The organism is Amycolatopsis sp. NPDC059235 (assembly GCF_042754125.1).
Classification (GTDB): Bacteria; Actinomycetota; Actinomycetes; order Mycobacteriales; family Pseudonocardiaceae; genus Amycolatopsis; species Amycolatopsis albidoflava.
This window is the reverse complement of record NZ_JBHZAG010000004.1, coordinates 166,604-186,689: the sequence shown is the minus strand read 5'-3', so window position 1 is coordinate 186,689 and position 20,086 is coordinate 166,604. Positions and strand designations below refer to the sequence as shown.

General features: G+C 68.2%; 20 protein-coding genes. 6 read left to right on the top strand and 14 right to left on the bottom strand.

Going from position 1 to position 20,086, the window contains the following annotated elements:
- Positions 1-52 precede the first annotated feature (52 nt).
- The 3 genes from ACFXI3_RS04545 to ACFXI3_RS04535 all read right to left on the bottom strand — a co-directional run bounded on the left by ACFXI3_RS04545 (position 53) and on the right by ACFXI3_RS04535 (position 3,044).
- On the bottom strand, positions 53-745 hold the full coding sequence (locus ACFXI3_RS04545) for a siderophore-interacting protein (protein ID WP_378398036.1): 693 nt from the start codon (positions 743-745) through the stop codon (positions 53-55).
- A gap of 64 nt (positions 746-809) precedes the next feature.
- Positions 810-1,640 (bottom strand): BTAD domain-containing putative transcriptional regulator, encoded by an 831-nt coding sequence (locus ACFXI3_RS04540; RefSeq protein WP_378398035.1) that lies wholly within the window; start codon positions 1,638-1,640, stop codon positions 810-812.
- Between the two features lie 165 nt (positions 1,641-1,805).
- Positions 1,806-3,044 (bottom strand): nucleotide disphospho-sugar-binding domain-containing protein, encoded by a 1,239-nt coding sequence (locus tag ACFXI3_RS04535; protein ID WP_378398034.1) that lies wholly within the window; start codon positions 3,042-3,044, stop codon positions 1,806-1,808.
- Between the two features lie 111 nt (positions 3,045-3,155).
- On the opposite strand from ACFXI3_RS04535, the gene rfbA reads away from it, so the two are divergent.
- Positions 3,156-4,028 (top strand): glucose-1-phosphate thymidylyltransferase RfbA, encoded by an 873-nt coding sequence (gene rfbA, locus ACFXI3_RS04530; RefSeq protein WP_378398033.1) that lies wholly within the window; start codon positions 3,156-3,158, stop codon positions 4,026-4,028.
- Here rfbA and ACFXI3_RS04525 read toward each other — a convergent pair.
- Positions 3,995-4,645, bottom strand: a complete 651-nt coding sequence (locus ACFXI3_RS04525) for a dTDP-4-dehydrorhamnose 3,5-epimerase family protein (RefSeq protein WP_378398032.1) — start codon at positions 4,643-4,645, stop codon at positions 3,995-3,997. The genes rfbA and ACFXI3_RS04525 overlap by 34 nt on opposite strands.
- A gap of 124 nt (positions 4,646-4,769) precedes the next feature.
- Between ACFXI3_RS04525 and rfbH the strand changes: the two genes are divergently transcribed.
- From rfbH to ACFXI3_RS04500, 5 genes are read left to right on the top strand one after another with little or no spacing between them, the layout of a single operon-like run.
- Positions 4,770-6,077: a lipopolysaccharide biosynthesis protein RfbH gene (rfbH, locus tag ACFXI3_RS04520; RefSeq protein WP_378398031.1), complete on the top strand. Its 1,308-nt coding sequence runs from the start codon at positions 4,770-4,772 to the stop codon at positions 6,075-6,077.
- A gap of 3 nt (positions 6,078-6,080) precedes the next feature.
- Positions 6,081-7,529, top strand: coding sequence for an NDP-hexose 2,3-dehydratase family protein (locus ACFXI3_RS04515; RefSeq protein ID WP_378398030.1), 1,449 nt, complete (start codon positions 6,081-6,083; stop codon positions 7,527-7,529).
- 5 nt (positions 7,530-7,534) lie between these two features.
- Entirely contained in the window at positions 7,535-8,503 is a 969-nt protein-coding gene (locus ACFXI3_RS04510) for a Gfo/Idh/MocA family protein (protein WP_378398029.1), read from the top strand.
- On the top strand, positions 8,500-9,438 hold the full coding sequence (locus ACFXI3_RS04505) for an NAD-dependent epimerase/dehydratase family protein (protein ID WP_378398028.1): 939 nt from the start codon (positions 8,500-8,502) through the stop codon (positions 9,436-9,438). The genes ACFXI3_RS04510 and ACFXI3_RS04505 overlap by 4 nt, the downstream gene beginning before the upstream one ends.
- The gene (locus ACFXI3_RS04500) at positions 9,435-15,023 is read left to right on the top strand and encodes an SDR family NAD(P)-dependent oxidoreductase (RefSeq protein WP_378398027.1); all 5,589 of its coding nucleotides are present in this window, start codon (positions 9,435-9,437) and stop codon (positions 15,021-15,023) included. The genes ACFXI3_RS04505 and ACFXI3_RS04500 overlap by 4 nt, the downstream gene beginning before the upstream one ends.
- A 118-nt stretch (positions 15,024-15,141) precedes the next feature.
- Here the strand turns inward: ACFXI3_RS04500 and ACFXI3_RS04495 are convergent, their stop codons facing one another.
- From ACFXI3_RS04495 to ACFXI3_RS04450, 10 genes are read right to left on the bottom strand one after another with little or no spacing between them, the layout of a single operon-like run.
- On the bottom strand, positions 15,142-15,435 hold the full coding sequence (locus tag ACFXI3_RS04495) for a gas vesicle protein K (protein WP_344284139.1): 294 nt from the start codon (positions 15,433-15,435) through the stop codon (positions 15,142-15,144).
- A gap of 11 nt (positions 15,436-15,446) precedes the next feature.
- Positions 15,447-15,659, bottom strand: a complete 213-nt coding sequence (locus tag ACFXI3_RS04490) for a gas vesicle protein (RefSeq protein ID WP_378398026.1) — start codon at positions 15,657-15,659, stop codon at positions 15,447-15,449.
- Positions 15,626-16,366, bottom strand: coding sequence for a GvpL/GvpF family gas vesicle protein (locus ACFXI3_RS04485; RefSeq protein WP_378398024.1), 741 nt, complete (start codon positions 16,364-16,366; stop codon positions 15,626-15,628). The genes ACFXI3_RS04490 and ACFXI3_RS04485 overlap by 34 nt, the downstream gene beginning before the upstream one ends.
- On the bottom strand, positions 16,363-16,695 hold the full coding sequence (locus tag ACFXI3_RS04480) for a gas vesicle protein (protein ID WP_378398023.1): 333 nt from the start codon (positions 16,693-16,695) through the stop codon (positions 16,363-16,365). The genes ACFXI3_RS04485 and ACFXI3_RS04480 overlap by 4 nt, the downstream gene beginning before the upstream one ends.
- A 15-nt stretch (positions 16,696-16,710) precedes the next feature.
- Complete coding sequence (locus ACFXI3_RS04475) at positions 16,711-17,739, bottom strand: SRPBCC family protein (protein WP_378398021.1); 1,029 nt, start codon at positions 17,737-17,739, stop codon at positions 16,711-16,713.
- The gene (locus ACFXI3_RS04470) at positions 17,732-18,262 is read right to left on the bottom strand and encodes a hypothetical protein (protein WP_378398019.1); all 531 of its coding nucleotides are present in this window, start codon (positions 18,260-18,262) and stop codon (positions 17,732-17,734) included. The genes ACFXI3_RS04475 and ACFXI3_RS04470 overlap by 8 nt, the downstream gene beginning before the upstream one ends.
- Positions 18,263-18,275: 13 nt before the next feature.
- Positions 18,276-18,512, bottom strand: a complete 237-nt coding sequence (locus ACFXI3_RS04465) for a gas vesicle protein GvpG (protein WP_344284121.1) — start codon at positions 18,510-18,512, stop codon at positions 18,276-18,278.
- Complete coding sequence (locus ACFXI3_RS04460) at positions 18,512-19,240, bottom strand: GvpL/GvpF family gas vesicle protein (RefSeq protein ID WP_378398016.1); 729 nt, start codon at positions 19,238-19,240, stop codon at positions 18,512-18,514. Before ACFXI3_RS04460 ends, ACFXI3_RS04465 begins: the two co-directional genes overlap by 1 nt.
- On the bottom strand, positions 19,237-19,674 hold the full coding sequence (locus ACFXI3_RS04455) for a gas vesicle structural protein GvpA (RefSeq protein WP_378398014.1): 438 nt from the start codon (positions 19,672-19,674) through the stop codon (positions 19,237-19,239). The genes ACFXI3_RS04460 and ACFXI3_RS04455 overlap by 4 nt, the downstream gene beginning before the upstream one ends.
- 19 nt (positions 19,675-19,693) lie before the next feature.
- Complete coding sequence (locus ACFXI3_RS04450; RefSeq protein WP_344284112.1) at positions 19,694-19,960, bottom strand: gas vesicle protein; 267 nt, start codon at positions 19,958-19,960, stop codon at positions 19,694-19,696.
- Positions 19,961-20,086 lie beyond the last annotated feature (126 nt).

Genomic DNA, 20,086 nt, shown 5'->3' with positions numbered 1-20,086 from the left:
AGGCTAGGCAGGAGGACTAGAGAACGATTCGAGCGCGAATCGCGGCAGCGGCTCAGTCCATTCCCTCGCGGCCGGGCATCCAGAACGGCTTCGTCACGACCGACCGGCGGGGCCACCCGCGATCCTTCACGAAATGCTTCCGCGCCGCTTGCACAGTCCGCACCTCGCCCGCGACATAAGCGACTCCGGGCTCCGCGGGCAGATCGAGGTCGCCGACAGCGGCGACGAGAGCGGCTGACGCGGCCGCCGGCGCGCCGTCGCGGTACCGCCAGGTGATCCGCTCCCCCAACGGGAGCCGATCGTCCGGGTGATCCACTTCGAGCACGCCGAATACGCCGGAGCCTTCGGGCAGCGCGCGCAGCATCGGCCCGAAAGCGACCATCGCGGTCTCCTCGCCGACAAAGACGTGGTACGGCGCGGAATGCGGGACCAGCTTCCCTTCCGGTTTGCTGAACACGACTTCCTGACCCGGCCGGGCGGACCGGGACCAGCGTGCCCCCGGTCCGTTCCCGCTGTGGTCCAGCACGCACAGTTCCACCGTGTCGTCCCGGCGATCCCACAGCGAGTAGGTCCGGACCGGCCCCCGGCCCGGCTCCCCGACCCGTACGCCGACCTGCTGCCCGGGCGTCCAGGGCACATCGCGAAGTTCCGGCCCGCTGATCAGGATCCGGCGCATTCGCCGCGCGATCCGGTCCACCGATTCGACCCGGCCGCTGACGTATTTGCCCATCATTCCCCCAGCCATTCCCGCCGTCTGGTCGCGATGGCGGCCGAAACCGCCCGTTCGCAGCGTAGCGCGGTCCGGATCATCACCCGGCGAGGGTCAGCTTGCCGAATCCGGCCGGTGCGGAATCGACATCGCTGAGCATCGCCTGGTGCAGTTTCCGCAATTCGCTCGACGGTTCGAGGCCGACCTCGTCGATCAGTGTGGTGCGCAGCCGCTGGTACGCGCCGAGAGCCTCGGACCGGCGGCCGGATCGGTGCAAGGCGAGCATGAAATGCCCGTGCAGCGTCTCGTTGTAACGGTGTTCGGCGACGAGCGCCGCGAGTTCGCTCAGCACTTCACGATGATGCCCGGCCAGCAGTTCGCTCTCGATGCACTGCTCGTGGGTGACCAGCCTGGCCTCCTGGAGCCCGCGCACTCTCGGCTCGATCACCGGTCCGGCGGGCACGTCCACCAATGCGTGTCCCTGCCAGGTCTCCAGTGCGCCGCGGAACAGCTTGGCGGCGAGCGCGGCCTCCCCCGCCGCCATCGCCTGCCGTCCCCGCGCGGTCAGCTGAGTGAACACGTCGAGGTCCAGTTGGCTCGGCTTCAGGCGGAACAGGTAGCCGCCGCGCATGGTGACAAGCAAAGTACGGCCGACCACGCTCTGCGGGATGCCGAGCGCGCCGGCGAGAAACTTGCGCAGGTGCAGGATGTAGGTCTGCAAAGTGGTCAGCGCGCTGCGGGGCGGCTCCTGGTCCCACAGCTCGTGCATGAACTCGCTGATCGGCACCATCCGGTTGCTGTTCAACAGCAACAATGCCAGCACCTGTCTCGGCTTGAACGCGCCAGGCGAGTGCTCGACCCCGCCGATCCGCAGGTGCAACGGGCCGAGCACGGTCACCCGCAGGTCGGCGTCGTTGATCTCCATGGCCATTGCGCCCTCCCCAGTGTGGCTTGCCTCCAGTGCTGCCCACCGAAGCCGGTGGGGCTAGAGGCATGATCGGGGCGCGCTGATGACTCGCTGGTGCCTGCGGGCGAGCTGCTCGGCCCAGGGAGCACTGGTGCTCGTCAGCCGTGCGGAGGACACGGTTCACGACAGTTACGCCAGTTTTTCCAGACTGGCGACCACTTCCGCGGGCGCCGGCTGGTTCGCGATCTCTTTGCGCAGCCGCTCCGCGGCTTCCCGGTGGGCCGGATCTTCCAGCAACCGCGCCGTTTCCTGCCGGATCGTGACAGTACCATCCGCTCCTTCCGGTATGTCGCTTAACAGCAGATTCCGGCCGGCGCCGGTGGCCGCCACGCGGTCGCCGAGCAACGCGAAGTGCGGCGGCCGGGACATGATCAGCTGCGGGACGCCGTGCGCCGCCGCGGTCAGCGCGGTGCCGGCGCCACCATGGTGGATGACTGCCGAACAGCTCGGCATCAGCATGCCGAGCGGCACGGATGCCGCCGGGAAGACGTTGGGCGGCAAGTCGTCGAGCCGGTCCCGCAGTGCCGGGCTGACCGCGGCCACCACCTCGACGTCGAGCTCCGCGAGCGCGTCGACGGTGCGCCGCACCAGATCCAGCAGGGCCGTGCCCTGCTTCTCGAAACTGCCGCCCCAGGTCGCGCACACCCGGGGTTTCGCGGGCGGCTCGCGCAGCCACTCCGGCAGGACACCGCGCCCGTTGTACGGGATGTTGCGCATGGGCAGCACGACGGAATCGGCCGGGTACGGGTATTGCACGCTCGGCGGGCACGGGTCGATCCACGCGTCCGGCTCGGTGCGCGGTTCGACCCCGTACTTGTGGAACAGGTCCAGGTACTGCGGAACGGCTTCGACGCCGTAGCAGCTCTCGATCCGCATCATTCCGGGCATGCCGAGCAAATAGCGCGCGCTCGGCGCGTTGAGCACCGCCGCGGCGACCGCTCCGGCGAACTGGTCGCTGTCGTACACGATCAGATCGGGCTGCCAGCTCCGTCCGAACTCGATCAGGTCGCCGAGCATCGCGTCGCTGATCGCGGCGGCCCGTCCGCTCATTTTGGCGAAATAGCCTTGCTGCGTGGCATTCAGCCGGTCCGGGAACCGCGGCCAGTCCGGCGCCCACACCTCACGCTCGATCTCGTCCTCGTGTGTTTTGCCCGGCGGCGGCGCCATTCCGGCGGCCTTGGTGATCGCCGCCGCCTGGCCGTCCGGGCCGATCGGGACGGCCGGCAGGCCGGACTCCACGACGGTGTCGACGAGCGCGGGCATGCTCGCCATCCGCACCTCGTGACCGGCCAATGCGAACGCCCAGCCGAGCGGGACGATCGGCAAGTAATGCGATCCCCACGGGAACATCGTGAACAGCACACGCATGAGGCCTACTGTCGTGCGCCGGACTCGACATTCGATGGAACCGGGGTGGAAGAATACCTCGGCGAGCGCGTCGCGAGCAGTTCTCGAGGCTGGGCGCTCAGCCTGCCACGAATGAAGGGAATCGTGCTGGCGACCGGGCGCGGAACGCGCCTGCACCCGATCACCCTCGCCGTTTCCAAGCACCTGCTTCCGGTGCACGACAAGCCGCTGATCTATTATCCGCTCTCCGTTCTGATGCTGGCGGGAATCGACGAGATCCTGCTGATCAGCACACCCGCGGACCTCCCCCGATTCCGTGCGCTGCTCGGCGACGGCAGCCGCTTCGGCATCGAAATCGGCTATGCCGCGCAACCGGAGCCGGGCGGCACGGCCGCCGCGTTCGTTCTCGGGGCCGACCACATCGGATCAGATTCCGTCGCGCTGATACTGGGCGACAACATCTTCCACGGTCCCGGGCTGGGCGGGTTGCTCCGCGCACAGGCATCCGACGTGAACGGATGCGTGCTGTTCCGGCACCCGGCCGGCGATCCGCGACGGCATGGAACCGGCGACGCCGACGACACCGGGAAACTGGTCGCGCTCGAAGAGAAGCCGCCTGGGCCCCGGTCCGGCCGGGCAGTCACCGGGCTTTACCTCTACGACAACGACGTGGTCGACATCGCCAAGAACCTGCGTCCGCCGCCGTTCGGCGAACTGGAGATCGCCGAGGTCAACCGGACGTACCTGGCGCGCGGCCGAGCCGCCCTCGTCGACCTCGGCCGCGGATTCGCCTGGCTGGACGCGGGCACCCCGGACTCGCTGCTGGAAGCAGGCCGGTACGTACGGATCCTCGAACACCGGCAGGGCATCCGGATCGCGTGCCTGGAGGAGATCGCGCTGCGGATGGGATTCATCGACGCGGACGCGTGCCATCGGCTCGGACGGAAGCTGGCGAACTCCGGATACGGCCGCTACGTGATGGACGTCGCCCGCGTCTTCGCTTGAACGCCGGCTCGCAGCCGTGCGGACCACGCGACGCAATCCTCGTACGCGGGAAGCAATCCGGCGTCGATCGCCTCTTTGAGGCTCGGCGAACCGGCGTCCTTTTCGGACACGACGGGATTGTCGACAAGTCCGCCGCCCGGCAGCCGCCAAGGCAGAGCGAGATCGGAATCGAACGGGTTGACGTCCAGCTGCGTTCCCGGCACGAACTCGGTCGAGCACAGGTATCCGACGCACGTGTCGTCGGCGAGTGCGACGAACGCGTGGCCGAGGCCGTCCGCGAGATACACCGACCGGCCGGATTCCGCGTCCAGCACGGTCGAATCGGAGACGCCGAAGGTGGGCGAGCCCAGACGCAAGTCGACCACGACGTCGAGCAGCGCTCCTCGATGGCACGTCACCACCTTCTCCTGGCCGGGCGGGAGAAGCGTGCCGTGGATGCCGCGCAGGACGTTCCGGCGAGACACCGAGTAGTTGATCTGGGCAGGGCGGAACGAATGGCCGATCGCCTCGGCGAACTCGCTGGTGCGGTAGGCCTCGTAGAAGCGGCCTCGGTCGTCCCGGAGCGAGTCCGGCTCGATCGAGTAAGCGCCGGGAACCGCGAGCGGGCGGAATCTCATGCGCGGCACCGTAATCCCGGCCGGTAGAGGCCCGGTCGAGCTCGCCGGCGCGGCGCTGTCGACCAGCGCTCGAGGAGACTTCCAGCCGCTGCCGACAGGATCCGGCGCAGGGAGGTGACCGCCCATGACCGACGACAAGGCCCGGATCCTGGAGCGGGTCCGCAAGTACCACCAGGAAACCGTCAGGCACGGGTTCGTCCCGGGGGTCACCCCCGTGCTGTCGTCCGGCGCCTCGCTGAACGAGGAGGACCGGGTCGCCCTGGTCGAGGCCGCGCTGGACCTGCGGATCGCGGCCGGGGTCAGCGCGCGCCGCTTCGAGCGCGAGTTCGCCAGGCATTTCGGGCTGCGCAAGGCCCATCTGGTCAACTCCGGCTCGTCGGCGAACCTGCTGGCGTTGTCCGCGCTGACTTCGCCGGAGCTCGAGGATGCCCGCCTGCGCCCCGGCGACGAGGTGATCACCGTCGCGGCCGGCTTTCCGACCACGGTGAACCCGATCATCCAGAATCGGCTCGTCCCGGTGTTCGTGGACGTCGAACTCGGCACCTACAACACCACTCCGGAGCGGATCGCCGAGGCCATCGGCCCGCGCACCCGGGCGATCATGGCCGCGCACGCGCTGGGCAACCCGTACGCGGTCGCCGAAATCGCCGAAATCGCCGCTCAGCACGAACTCTTCCTCGTCGAGGACAACTGTGACGCGGTCGGCTCTACCTACCAAGGAAAACTGACCGGCACCTTCGGCGACCTGGCCACGGTCAGTTTCTACCCCGCGCACCACATCACCATGGGCGAGGGCGGCTGCGTTCTCACCGCGGACCTCGGGCTGGCCAGGATCGTGGAGCAATTGCGGGACTGGGGCAGGGACTGCTGGTGCGAGCCGGGCGAGGACAACACCTGTTTCAAGCGGTTCGACTATCAGCTGGGCAGTCTGCCCCGCGGTTACGACCACAAATACATTTTCTCGCACGTCGGCTACAACCTGAAAGCCACCGACCTGCAAGCGGCGCTCGGCCTGAGCCAGCTCGCCCGGGTCGGCGATTTCGGGTCGGCACGACGGCGCAACTGGCGGCAGCTGCGGGAAGGCCTCGACGGCGTTCCGGGGCTGCTGCTGCCGAGCCCCACGCCCGGCTCCGATCCGAGCTGGTTCGGGTTCGTGCTCACGGTGACGCCGGACGCCCCGTTCACCATGCGCGCGCTCGTCGATTTCCTCGAATCGCGAAAGATCGGCACCCGCAGGTTCTTCGGCGGCAATCTCACCAGGCACCCGGCCTACGCGGACGTCGAATACCGGGTTTCCGGCAGTCTGGCCAATTCAGACATTCTCACCGAGCACACCTTCTGGATCGGGGTGTACCCGGAGATCACCGCGGAGATGGTCGACTACGTGGTGGCCTCCATTCGAGAATTCGTTCTCGCGGCAGGGCGGGGGTAGACGGTGTCCATTGTCGGTACTGCGCGCAACAGCGTACTCACGCCGGCCTCGAGCGAGGTGTCCCGCCGGTTCAGCGAATCGGCCGCGACCGGCGACAACCGGTTGATGCCGACGCCGCAGTTCCACGAGTGGTTCACCGAACGCAGGCTGAGCAACGATTATCTGGTCGAGCACGTGCCGTTCGACCGGATGGCAGGCTGGCGGTTCGAGCCGGACACCCGCGATCTCGTGCATGAAAGCGGCCGGTTCTACTCGGTGCGGGGACTGGAGGTGCGCACCGACCACCGCGAGGCGGCCGCGTGGAGCCAGCCGATCATCGTGCAACCGGAGATCGGCATCCTCGGCATACTGGTCAAGCAGTTCGACGGCGTGCTGCACTGCCTGATGCAGGCCAAGATGGAGCCGGGCAACGTCAATACGATGCAATTGTCCCCGACAATCCAAGCGACCCACAGCAATTACACGAGAGTGCACAAGGGAAACGCGATCCCGTACCTCGAGCACTTCGTGGCGCCTCGCAGAGGGCGCGTTCTCGCGGACGCGCTGCAATCCGAACAGGGCGCGTGGTTTCTGCGAAAACGCAACCGCAACATGGTCGTCGAGACGACCGAGGACATTCCGCCGCACGAAGACTTCTGCTGGCTGACCGTCGCGCAACTGCATGAACTGCTGCGCTTCGACAACCTGGTGAACATGGACGCGCGCACCGTGCTGGCGGGCTTTCCGTTCGCAGCGCCGGTCGATCGCCCGTCCGTCCTCGGCGAGGACTCGTTCCGGGGAGCGCTGACCCGGTCGCTGGCCGAGGAACACGGCGCGCTGCACGACACGGTGAACCTTCTCAGCTGGTTTACCGAACTGAAGTCCCGCCACAGCCTGCGGCAGCGGATCGTGCCGCTGGCCGGACTGAAGGACTGGCGCCGCACCGCCGATCGGATTTTCCACGAGCGGGACAAGTACTTCAGCGTGATCGGCGTCGACGTGCACGCGAGCAACCGGGAGGTCACCCGGTGGAGCCAGCCGCTGCTGGCGCCGCGCAGCATGGGCCTGCTCGCGTTCGTGACCAAGCGGATCGAGGGTGTGCTGCACATCCTGATCCAGGCCCGTACCGAGGCGGGCACTCAGGACGTGGTCGAGATGGCGCCGACCGTGCATTGCGCGCCGGAGAACTTCAGCCGTTCGCGAGACGACCCGCGGCCCGCCTTCCTCGATTACGTGGAATCCGCGCCGAGATCACAGATCCGGCACGATGTCGTGCACTCCGAGGAAGGCGGCCGCTTCTATCACGCGCAGAACCGGTACCTGGTGATCGAAGCGGACGACAGCTTCCCGATCGAGACGCCGGACGACTTCGTGTGGATGACAGCGCGCCAGGTGACCAACCTGATCCAGTACGGCAGCCACTTCAACGTCGAGGCCCGCAGCCTGCTGGCTTGCCTCCACACCCTGTGGTGAGCGGGATGGACGCGGCGATCCGGCTCGGCGTGCTCGGCTGCGCCGACGTCGCGGGCCGGAAAGTACTGCCCGCGCTGGCCTCGGTCAGCGAAGTGCGGCTGGTGGCGACGGCCAGCCGGACGACGGCCAAGGCCGAGGCGTTCGCGGCGAAATTCGGCTGCGAGCCGGTGACCGGCTACCAAGAGCTGCTCGACCGGTCCGATGTGGACGCGGTCTATCTGCCGCTGCCCTCCGGCCTGCACGCCGAATGGATCGAAAAGGCTTTGCTGGCGGGCAAACACGTGCTCGCCGAGAAGCCGCTTACCACGAGCCACGCGGAAACCGTGCGGCTGACCAGGCTCGCGGACTCGGCGGGTCTGGCGCTGCTGGAGAACTACATGTTCCCGCAGCATCGCCAGCACGACAGGGTGAAACAGCTGGTCTCGGACGGAGCGATCGGGGATGTTCGCGCCTTGTCCGCCTCGTTCACCATTCCGGCGCGCGCTCCCGGCGACATCCGGTGGCGGCCGGAACTGGGCGGCGGCGCGCTGCTCGACACCGGCGGCTACCCGATCCGCGCGGCCCAGCTGCTGCTCGGCGCGGATCTCGCGGTGCTCGGCGCGAGCCTGGCCCAAGACCGGCCGACAGGCGTGGATCTCGACGGCAGCGCGTTGCTGCGGCACGGGAACGGCGCCACCGCACAGCTCACGTTCGGCATCGCGCACGGGTACACGTGTGCCTACGCATTGCTCGGCAGTACCGGACGGATCACCGTGGACCGGGCTTTCACCCCACCGGCCGGCTTCCCGCCGAAGGTGGTGCTGGAACGCCGGAGCGGTGTCGAACAAGTCGAACTGCCCGCCGAAGACCAATGCGCAAAGACGATCAGGATGTTCGCCGCCGCTGTCCGGAACGGTCGAGGTACGCCCGCGGCGACCAAAGCCATGGTGCGGCAGGCGTATCTCGTCGACGAGATCCGAAGGACGGCGGTATGACCACCGCGATGGTGCTCGGCGGCAGCGGATTCCTGGGCAGGCACCTGTGCACGGCGTTCGCCGCGGACGGGTGGAACACGGTCTGCGTGTCCCGTCGGCCCGATCCGGTGGCGGGCGCCCGGACCGTCTCGATGGATCTGGCCGAGGTCCGGGCGGACGCGCTCGCCGGCTTCTTCGAGCGGGAACAGCCGGACGTCGTGGTGAACGCGGCCGGAGCGGTCTGGCGGGTGGACGACGGCCGCCTCGAGCTGTCCAATGTGGTGCTGGTGAAGCGATTGACGGCCGCCCTCGCCGCCTCGGACCGGAAGCCTCGATTGCTGCAGCTCGGAACGGTGCACGAGTACGGGCTGGCGGCCGCGCGCACCAAGTTCACCGAGAAGTCGCCGTCGAGGCCCGTGACCGAATACGGCCGTACCAAGGCGCGCGCGACGGAGATCGTTTTGTCCGCGAGCCTCGACGCGGTGGTGCTGCGCGTCGGAAACGTCGCGGGCCCGGGGACGCCGGAAGGAAGTCTGCTGGGCAACGTCGCGGCGAGCCTGGCCTCCAGCGCCGCGAGCGGCGCGCCCGCGGAACTGGAACTGCCGCCGCCCACGGTCTGGCGCGATTATGTCGACGTCCGGGACGTCGTCCGCGCGGTGCTCGCCGCGGCCGCCGCGCCGGCAGGCGGGCGAATCATCAACGTCAGCCGCGGACAGGCGGTCCGCGTCCGTGAACTGGTCGCCCACCTCGTGGCTGTCAGCGGGGCACCGGCGCGGATCGTCGGGCAGCCGGCGACGCGGCGGGAAACCTGGCAGGAAGCCGACATCACCGCGGCACGCGAACTGCTGGGCTGGCAGCCGAGGCACGATCTCGCGGACTCGATCCGCACCTTGTGGGCCGTGCTCCACCGCGGTTCGAGCAGCCGCCAAGAAGCCTCGGCCAAGGTACGAGGGTGACCGGGGAAGACTTCGCGACGGAAAGGCCGGCGGCGACGCGCGGACGGGCGCTGCTCGATCTCGTGCGGGCAGAGACCGCGGAGGTGCTGCGCCGGATGGCGCCGGAGGGGCCGCCGGTGACGATCGGCGACCGGCGGCCGTTCCGGGAGCTGGGAATCGACTCGCTGGCCGCGGTCGCGCTGCACACCAGGCTGGCAGCCGCGACCGGCGCGGCGTTGCCGGTGACGATGGTGTTCGACTATCCGAACCCGGCTGAACTCGCGGATTTCATCCGGTCCCGGCTGACCGCCGATTCCGCGGAGGAACCGGAGCCGGTCACCGCGAGCGCCCAGGACGAGCCGATCGCCATCACCGGGATCGGGTGCCGGTACCCGGGCGGTGCGACGACGCCGGAGGACCTGTGGAGGCTGGTCGCCGAAGGCAGGGACGTGGTGTCCGGATTCCCCGCCGACCGGGGCTGGGACCTGGCCGGCCTGTTCGACCCGGATCCGGCCAAGCCGGGCACCAGTTATGTGCGGTCCGGCGGGTTTCTGCCGGACGCCGCGGAGTTCGACCCGGAGTTCTTCGGAATCGGCCCGCGTGAGGCGCTGGCGATGGACCCGCAGCAGCGGCTTGTGCTGTCCGCGTGCTGGGAGGCGTTGGAGCGGGCGGGGATCGCTCCGGACGCCTTGCGCGGCACTCCAGCCGGTGTGTTCATCGGCGCGGAGCCTCAGGAGTACGGACCACGCCTGCACGAGGCTCCGGAGGGACTGGACGGCTACCTGCTGACCGGCGTCGCGCACAGCGTGGTTTCCGGCCGGGTCGCTTACGTACTGGGTCTGGAAGGCCCCACGCTCACCGTCGACACCGCGTGCTCCGGCTCCCTGGTAGCCCTGCACCTGGCTGTGCGCGCCCTGCGGCAGGGCGAGTGTTCGCTCGCGCTGGCCGGCGGGGTCGCCGTGATGGCTTCACCGGGTGCGTTCACCGCTTTCAGCCGGCAGCGCGGGCTGGCTCCGGACGGACGGGTCAAGGCGTTCGCCGCGGCGGCGGACGGCACCGGTTGGGGCGAAGGAGCCGGTGTTTTCGTGCTGGAGCGTCTGTCCGACGCTCTCCGCGACAAGCATCCGGTTCTCGGGCTGGTGCGAGGTACGGCGATCAACCAGGACGGCGCGTCCAACGGGCTGACCGCGCCGAACGGCCCGTCTCAACAGCGGGTCATCCGTCAAGCGCTGGCTGACGCGGGTCTCGCCGCGCGGGACGTCGACGTGGTGGAAGCGCACGGCACCGGTACGGCGCTGGGCGATCCGATCGAGGCGCAGGCGTTGCTGGCGGCGTACGGCCAGGATCGCGACCAGCCGCTGTGGCTGGGCTCGGTGAAGTCGAACATCGGGCACGCACAGGCCGCCGCGGGCTCGGCCGGCGTGATCAAGATGATCATGGCGATGCGGCACGGCGTCGTGCCGAGGACGTTGCACGTCGACGAACCCACGCCCAAGGTGGATTGGTCGTCCGGCGCGGTGAAGCTGGCGACCGAGGAGCAGGCGTGGCCGGAGACCGGACACCCTCGACGCGCGGGTATCTCGTCGTTCGGCGTCAGCGGCACCAACGCGCACGTGATCATCGAGGAACCTCCGCCCGCTCGTCCCCTGGCGGAGCGGCCCGACCTGCCCGCAGTGCTTCTGCCGGTATTGCTGTCGGCGCAAGGCGAACCTGCTTTGCGTGCGCAGGCGAAGCGCCTTCTGTCCGTCGCAGAGAACAGCGAAGTGCTGGACCTGGCTTACTCGACAGCGACCAGCCGGGCGGCGCTGACCGATCGCGCAGTCGTGCTGGCTTCCGGCCGCACGGATCTGCGCCACGGTTTGGATGCTCTCGCTGACGGACGGACAGCGCCAGGCCTCGTGCGCGGTTCGGCTCTGCCCGGAGGCCTGGTTTTTGTGTTTTCGGGTCAGGGTTCGCAGCGGGTGGGGATGGGCCGGGAACTGGCCGGAAGGTTCCCGGTGTTCGCCGACGCGTTCTCCGAGACGGCGGCCTTGTTCGATCCCCACCTCGACCGGTCCTTGTCCTTGCTCGACGCGGTCTGGGGACACGACCCCGCGGCCCTCGACCACACCACCTATGGGCAAGCCGCCCTCTTCACCCTCGAAACCGCCCTCTTCCGGCTCTTCGAGTCCTGGGGCGTGCGCCCCGACTACCTCACCGGACACTCCCTCGGCGAAATCACCGCCGCCCACGCCGCCGGCATCCTGTCATTGGACGACGCCGTCCTCCTCGTCGCCACCCGCGCCCGACTCATGCACCACCTCCCCCCCGACGGAACCATGGCCGCCATCCCCGCCACCGAACACCAAATCCAACCCCTCCTCGACCACCACACCGCCATCGCCGCCCACAACACCCCCCACAACCTCGTCGTCTCCGGACCCCGCCCCACCATCACCCGCATCCTCGCCGCACACGGCGGCACCCTCCTCAAAACCGCCCACGCCTTCCACTCCCCCCTCATGGACCCCCTCCTCCCCGACCTCCACCGCACCGCCAGAACCCTCGCCTACCACCCACCGACCATCCCCGTCGTCTCCACCCTCACCGGCACCCTCGCCGACCACGACATCTGCACCCCCGAACACTGGACACGCCACACCCGCCACACCGTCCGCTACACCGACGCCATCCGCACCCTCCACACCCACGGCGCCACCACCTACCTCGAAATCGGACCCGACACCACCCTCACCACCCTCACCCCCCACAACCTCCCCACCACCAACACCAGCAACCACGCCTTCATCCCCGCACTCCGACCCCACACCCCCGAAACCCGCACCACCGCCACCGCCCTCGCCCGCCTCCACACCACAGGCACCCCCATCAACTGGAACACCTACTTCACCCACACCCACACCACCCCACTCCCCACCTACCCCTTCCAACGACGCCGCTACTGGCCGGAGCCCGCGCCCCCTTCACTGAAGGCCGACGGGATCGGCCAGCGCACGATCGAGCATCCGCTCATCGGCGCCGTCGTGGAATCGCCGGACTCCGGGCGAGTGACCCTGACCGGCCGGATTTCGGCGGAATTCCACTCCTGGCTTTCCGAGCACGTGGTAGTGAATTCGACGCTGGTGCCGGGGACCGCATTCGTCGAATTGGCAATCCTCGCCGGCGACGAGGTCGGCTGTCCCGTCGTCAAGGAACTGACGCTGGAAGCACCATTGGCGCTGCCGGAACACGGCAGCGTCGCGCTCCAAGCCGTAGTCGACACCGCGGAGGGCGGTTCGCGGCAATTCGCCGTCTATTCGCAGCCGGACAGCACATCGGGTTGGACGCGTCATGCGAGCGGAGTGCTTGAAGCTTCCGTCGACACGGCGCCCGTCGATCTGAAGGACTGGCCGCCTCCGGATTCCGTGCGGGTCGACACCAGCGAGTTGTACGACGATTTAGCCGCGCAGGGCTACGAATACGGCCCGATTTTCCGTGGCGTTCGATCAGTCTGGCGGCGCGGCGACGAAATCTTCGCGGACGTCGCGCTGCCGGAGAATACGGATCCGGGAGCGTTCTCTTTGCATCCAGCTCTGCTGGACGCGGCATTGCACGCTTCCGACCCGATCGACGACGGGCAGGCGTGGCTCCCGTTCGCTTGGCGAGACGTGGTTGTGCACACGACGGCCGCGACCAGGCTGCGGGTACGCATTCAGTCAACCGGACGGGACGAGATCTCGCTGGCGCTCGCCGACCAGACCGGCGCCCCGGTCGCGACAGTCGGATCGATGGTCTCCAGGCCGATCACCGCCAAGCAGCTCGGTACCGGCCGTCGGCCCGCACCTCTGTATCGGGTGGATCAGGTCCCGCTGAGTTCGTCGGCGTCCTCCCCGGCGAATGTTGTTGTCGCCGGGCCTGACGATTTGGATCTGCGCACGGCTCTGGCCGTTCCGGCGTACTTCGGCCTCAGTGAAATCCCGGGTGCGCCGGATGCCGTGGCGGTCTCGCTCGTTAATCGAGGCGGCGACGTTCCTGCCGCTGTTCACGCGGTGACCGCTGAAACGCTGCGGTTGGTGCGAGAGTGGCTCGGCGAGTCGAGGTTCGCGTCGTCGCGGCTGGTTGTGGTGACCCGTGGTGCGGGTGATCCGGTGCTCGCGTCGGCACGAGGGCTGCTGCGGGCCGCGGCCGCGGAGAACCCCGGCCGCGTGGCGTTGGTCGATGTCGACGAGATCGGACCGGAGCTGGCCGTGGCGTTGGCTTCGGACGAGCCTGAACTCACGGTTCGCGGCGGTGCGGTCCTCGCGCCCCGGCTTGCCGAGGTCGCCGCCTCCGACCGGGAATTCTCGTGGGCATCGCCGGTGTTGGTCACCGGCGGCACCGGAGGTTTGGGCGCGGCGGTCGCCCGGCATCTGGTGGTCCGGCACGGGGTCCGGGAATTGGTGCTGACAAGCCGGCGCGGGGCTCACGCGCCGGGTGCGTCCTCCCTGGTCGCCGAATTGACGGAGTTGGGCGCCGAGGTTCATGTCGTGGCTTGCGATGTCGGAGATCGGGCGGCAGTGCGCGCTTTGCTGGCCGAACGTCCGGTGAGCGCGGTAGTGCATGCTGCCGGTGTTCTGGACGACGGCGTCGTGACCGCGTTGACCCCGCAGCGGCTTGGCACTGTGTTGCGCCCCAAGGCGGACGGGGCTTGGCACCTGCACGAGTTGACCCAGAACATGGACCTTTCGGCGTTTGTGCTCTTCTCGTCCGCGGCGGGCACAGTGGATGGCGCGGGGCAGGGAAACTACGCCGCTGCCAACTCTTTCCTCGACGCGCTGGCCGAGCATCGACGGGCTTCCGGGCTTCCAGCGACGTCGCTGGCCTGGGGGCTGTGGGCCGAAGGCATGGGGACCCGGCTGGATCCGGTCCAGGCCTCGCGCGCTGGCTTTCCCGCGTTGGCTGTTCCGGACGGGCTCGCCTTGTTCGACGCGGCCTTGGCGGTCGCCGATCCGGTGCTGGTGCCGATTCGGCTGGACGTCGCCGCTCTGCGCCGCGGGCCGGTTCCGGCCGTGCTGCGCGGGTTGGTGCGTCCGCCCTCGCGACGGAATGTTCCCGTCGATCCTGATTTGTCCGCGCGCCTCGCGGGCAGGTCCGACGCCGAGCGCCGGCGTGCGTTGCTGGATCTTGTGCGCACTCAGGTTGCCGCGGTGCTCGGCCACGACACCGCGCGAGACGTCGAGCCCGAGCGCGGTTTGCTCGACATGGGGGTTGATTCGCTGGCCGCGCTCGAACTCCGCAATCGGCTGGAGGCTGCCGCCGGTGTCCGGCTCTCGGCCACTCTGGTCTTCGATCATCCGACCGCGGCCGCTGTCGCCGAGCACCTTCGCGCGGAACTCGGCGGCGGCTCGGCGGCCAGCGCAGTGGACGCTGAAATCGGGAAGCTCGAGACAACCTTGGCCTCAGCCACCTTCGGCGAGGGCGACCGAGAACGGATCACCGCCCGGCTGCGGGCTATGACGCTGAAACTTCTTCCGTCCGGCGATTCCGGTTCCGGTGATCACGCACGCGAGGTGGCAGCGGCTTCCGTCACCGAGTTGTTCGACATCCTCGACGGGCAACTCGGGATTTCTTCCCCGGACTCGCCCTGAACCGGCAATGCCGCGAGGGAAGGGATCGCATGATCCAGTTGCCGCACCGCAACCGCCGCCGGCCGCGACCCTCCGTCTTCCTTCTCGATCCGGTCGGCTGCGCCTATCGCGGGAGCGGTTACAGCAGCGTTCCCAACGGCCCCAGGTCGAGGTTCAGATCCGCCGCCGCGAGCCCGTACCGGTCGCGGAGTTCGGTCAGCCGTTGTTCGAGCAGCATCAGGGTCAGGCCGAGGCGTTCCTCCTGGTCCTCGGTCAGTCCGCCTTCCTCGACGCGGCGCAGGGCCTGGCGTTCCATCAGCTGCCGGAGCAGTTCGACGACGGTCAGGACCAATTTCATCAGGTCGCGTTCCACCGAATCGGCATCCGTCTCGAGCCTGGTGGCTGCTCCGAGGAGTTCCTCGGCCTCGTTCATCGTCGCTCCTTTCACCACGGCACCGGACGACCTTCGCGGACCGAGGTGATCAACGCGCGCAAGGAAATGTGCACCAGGTCGACCTCGGCGACTGACAGCACCAGGTCGCCGGTGAGCACCACGCCGCCGGCGAGCAGGCGGTCCAGCAGGTCGACCAGTGCGAGCCGGTCGGGGTGCTCCACCGCGGCGCTCACGAGATCCCCGCGAACGAGTACGGGGCCCACGGGCCGGTCACCTCGACGGCGATTCCGGCTTCCGCCGGTTGCCGCAGTTGCTCGATCCGGGCGAGAAAGCGGTCCCGGGAGGTTTCGGGGACCAGACAGGCGAGGTTGAGGATGTTGCGGTCCGCGCGGCCGGTCAGGGCGGGATCTTGGGTGCGGTGCCGGTGAATTTCCGCGGACAACTGCATAAGCTCTCGTTCGATGCGCTCGGCGACCACGATTGCTTCGTCAGTACCGGCGTCCCGTGCCTTGCGTTGGCGAAGTCGTTGCCGCAAATAGGAACGGCCGTCGGCGGGTTCCTCCTCTTCGGGAGCGTTGCGGAGCGCGGCGAAGACTTTGACGCCCCATTCGGCATGATTCCGGACCCGGCGCAACGCTTCGATAAATTGCGCGGAATGCTCGGCTAGCATTTCTCGTACCCGGTGCTCGTCCCGATAGATCGTCGCCATCCGCAGCGGCAGCACGCCGGTCCGACGGCTCGCCTCGTCCACGACGGCGTGATGCGCGCGGGCGATTTCTTCCAGCCAGGGAAGATGTTCCAGGTTGGCCTGCAGGACGGTGTCGTCGAACTCCTCGTCCGGGACTGGGCTGACCAGCGCGGTCAGCCCAGCCGCGGAAAGGGCGGAAACCGGGTAGGCCCGGAGCCCGGTCACGCCCTTGGCCGGGTTTTCCGGCGCGAATTCGGCGACCGCGTAGCAATACCAGCTCACTGTTCGGCTCGCTCTCCCCGCGCGAGTTCGAGTTGCGCGCGCAGTCGTTCGTTCTCCTCGACCAGATTGTCCCGCCGCGAGCCCGACGACAGCGACGGATCGTGCTCCCACCAGTCGATGCCCATTTCCTTGGCCCGGTCGACCGACGCGACCAGCAGCCGGATCTTGATCGTCAGCAGCTCGATGTCGAGCAGGTTGACCTGGATGTCCCCGGCGATCACGATTCCCTTGTCCAGCACCCGTTCCAGGATGTCGGCGAGGTTCGCGCCGCCGGAACCCGCGCGGGACACGCCGAGCGGCCTCCCGGCGGACAGGCTGGACTCGCTCATCTTGCTGCCTCCTCGTCACCGTGCCGAGACTGTCCGGCGGCCGCGGGGCCGGTCTTCCTCGGGTTCGTCTTCGTCGACGTCCTCGTCTTCCTCTTCGACGTCATCGACCTCGTCGGGTTCGGGTTCTTCCGGCTCGTCCTCGTCGAACTCCTCGTCCTCGGGCTCGCCGCCGGTGTCCTCCTCCTCGCGCGGTTCGTCCTCGTCCTCGCGCACCTGCTCCGGAGAGCGCACGACCTCGCCGTCGCGGATCTCGCCGCGCCAGCCGTCTCCCGACGCCTGCCCGGCCATCGTGATGAACCGGCGGAAGTGCTTGAGATCCAGCCGCGCCCGGCGGCCCTGCGCGCGCCAGATGTTGCCGGTCTTCTCGAACAGACCGGACGGGTAGTACTCGATGACCAGCAGGACCTTCGTCAGGCTCGGGGCGAGTTCGTGAAAAGTCACCACGCCCTTGATCGAACCCTTGGCCCCTTCGGTGGTCCACGCGATCCGTTCATCGGGAATCTGTTCGGTGACGGTGGCCTTCATCGACCGATTCGACCAGAAAATCTTGAAGCGCCACTGCGAAGTGGTGTCGCCGGTCTGCTCGGCGCCGGTGACGCCCTTGGTGAAGCTGCTGAACTTCTGGTACTCCGTCCACTGGTCGTACGCCTCGCGGACCGGCACGCCGACGTCGATGTCCTCGATGATGTTGATGACCTTCTTGCCGCCGGACCCTCCCCCGCGTTTGCCGAAGAGACCCGACACGGAGTTCTTCACCGCCTTGCCGCCGGCCTCGACCATCGACCTGACCGGCGATTTCCCTTCGGCGATTTTCTCGCCGACGCTGAACAATCCCTTCAGCGAGCCGTTTCCTCCGGCATCGGCAAGCCGACGGGACGCCTCGCCCAGTTTGCTGCCCGCCGAGGACATCACCTGCTCGGCCTTCGCCTGTGCGTACTCCTCTCCGGCGTGCAGCAGTTGTTCTGTCGCGGGATTGCGCGAAGCCAGTTCCCGAAGCTTCGCCAGGGGTCCGATTTCGTCGTTGCCAGAACGGGATTCAGCCACGGTTCACCCCCGAACTCTTCTGCGCCCGACTGTTCGACGGCGCCCGCTTCCGCGGTGCCGATCCGCCGGACGTCTTGCGCGCGGGTTTGCGCTCCCCCTGAGCCGAACTGCGCGGTTTCGCGGTGCGTTTGCGGGGCCGCGTATCGCTGTCCTCGCCGTCGTCCGGCTCCCCATCAGGCGAATCCTGGCTGCTGCCAAGAGGAAGCCCGGCGGCCTTGTCCCGGAGGTTCTCGGTGTGCCCCTGCAACGAACCGGCCAGCCGCCCGGCCTGATGCGCCAGGATGTCCGCGGCCAGGGTCTTGCCCGCACCCACCACCTCGTCCCGCACCTGATCCCGCACCCCGGCCAGTTCCGGCGACGAAGCCAATTCGTGCGTGAGGTCCGAGAGCAGCTTCTTCGGGTCGAGATTCAGTTTCCTCCCGACGAGCCACGCGCCCATGGTGATGGCCAGCTTGGCTTTTTTCCTTCTCCCGAGCACGTAACCGCCGACCACGGCGGCCGCGACCTTCATTCCCGGTGTCATCTGTTCGCTCCGTTCATCCGGCAACCCCCCGGTCGAATTCTTCGAGCAGATCGAGTATTTCGTCTTCCCCGCGGTCGAACTCCTCCTCGCTGATGCGGCCCGCCACCAGATCTCCCTCCAGGGAAACCAGTTCCCGCCGCAACTGTGCGATTTTCTCGTGCTCAGCGGCATCGACGACCTGCTCCGTCACCCAGGCGGCTGCCCGCACCGGCGCCAGCGGAAGCAGGAGAAGCTCGCCGAGCAATCCCATTACTGGTCCTCGGTGAAGCTGTAGGGCGGCAACGGTCCCTGCACGCGGACCTCCGCGACTTCCTCGACAAGAGCCCGCAGCCGCTGTACCGCGTCCTGGAATTCGGCTGTTTTCTCCTTGGGCACCAGGAAGGAGCAGTTGAAAAAGCACCCGTCGACCCGAGGTCCCGGAGAATGCTCGGACGCCAGCGGGAGCAGATAGCCGAGCACCGCGTCGGCGTCCTCGGCCTCGCGTTCCTCGAGCCGGCCGGCGACCAGCTCGCCGAACCGGACCTGTTCCGCCTCACCGCGTCCGGCGTCCTCCCGCAGGCTCGCGGCCAGGTTCCGGATTTCCTCGTCCCCGGCGAGAATCTGCCCGAGGACGGCTTCTTCCCGGTGCGAGACTTTGACGTTCATCTCCACGTGCCCGCTGACGCGTCGCAGGACAGCCGTATACACCTCGGCTTTGGCCGCGATCTCGTGCGCCACGGCGGTATCGTCGTCGGCGACGATACCGAAGCGCATCGGCAACGTCGGCCCGCTGTCGCACAATGCCCGCAGGATCTCTTGATGGGCAAGCAGATCCCGGCGTTTCGCCCGCAGCTCGCCCTCGACGTCGCCTACTACCGCGCTGAGTTCGTCCCCAGCGGGCAGCACCCGCGCGGGCGCCGGCGACGGCCCGACGCCGCGCAGATCGCCCACCTCGGCAGGATGATCGGCGAACGTGATGCCGTACAGGTAAGTGCTCATTCGCTCGACCTCGCACTGCTGCGCCGGCTGCGGCTGCGCGGGCGCTCCTCAGCCTCTTCGCCGTCCTTGTCGCTGGACTTCTGGAACTGTTCGGCAAAGGTCTCGACAGCACCGGTCAGCGCGCCTTTGGACTTTCCTTTGGCGCCTTTCTCGGTGACCTCGCCCAGCAAGTCGGGCAGCGTCGTGGCGCTCGAAGCGCGCGTGAGGTCCAACCGGTTGCACGCCTGCGCGAACCGCAGGTAAGTGTCCACACTGGCCACCACGATCCGCGCGTCCACAGTGAGCAACTCGATGCCCACCAGCGAAACCCTGACGAAAGCGTCGATCACCAGACCCTTGTCCAGTATCAGTTCGAGAATGTCGTACAGGTTTCCGGTTCCCGGCCCCCGCTGCAGCTGGCTGCCCGAGCTCGACCGTCCGGTCGCCATGGTCATGAAATCCCCTTTCCCTCTCTCACGCGTCGACCTGGCCGCGCGCGTACTTCCGCACCTGCTCGTAGCCGAGGAAGCCGCCCTGTGCGTCCACCCGGACGCAATAGGTGGCCATCAGGCTGGTGGTGTCCGGAACCCGTTCCAGCTCAAGCACTTCCACCAACAGCTTCCAGCCGTCGCCGTCCTTGGTGAACGCCGACACGGACTCGATGTCCTTTTCGGTCAGCTCCTCGAACACCGCGCGCGCATCACGCATGAGCCCGGCAGGCGATCGGCGCTCCTCAGCCATCCCGCCTCCGGCCGTCGTCGCGTCCACTCACACCTGGCCGTGGGAACATGTGGGGTCGGCTACCCGGACCGTCCCGGCCAAAACTGGCTACTCGCGAGGAAAAACAGAAATTCGGCCGAACAGCGC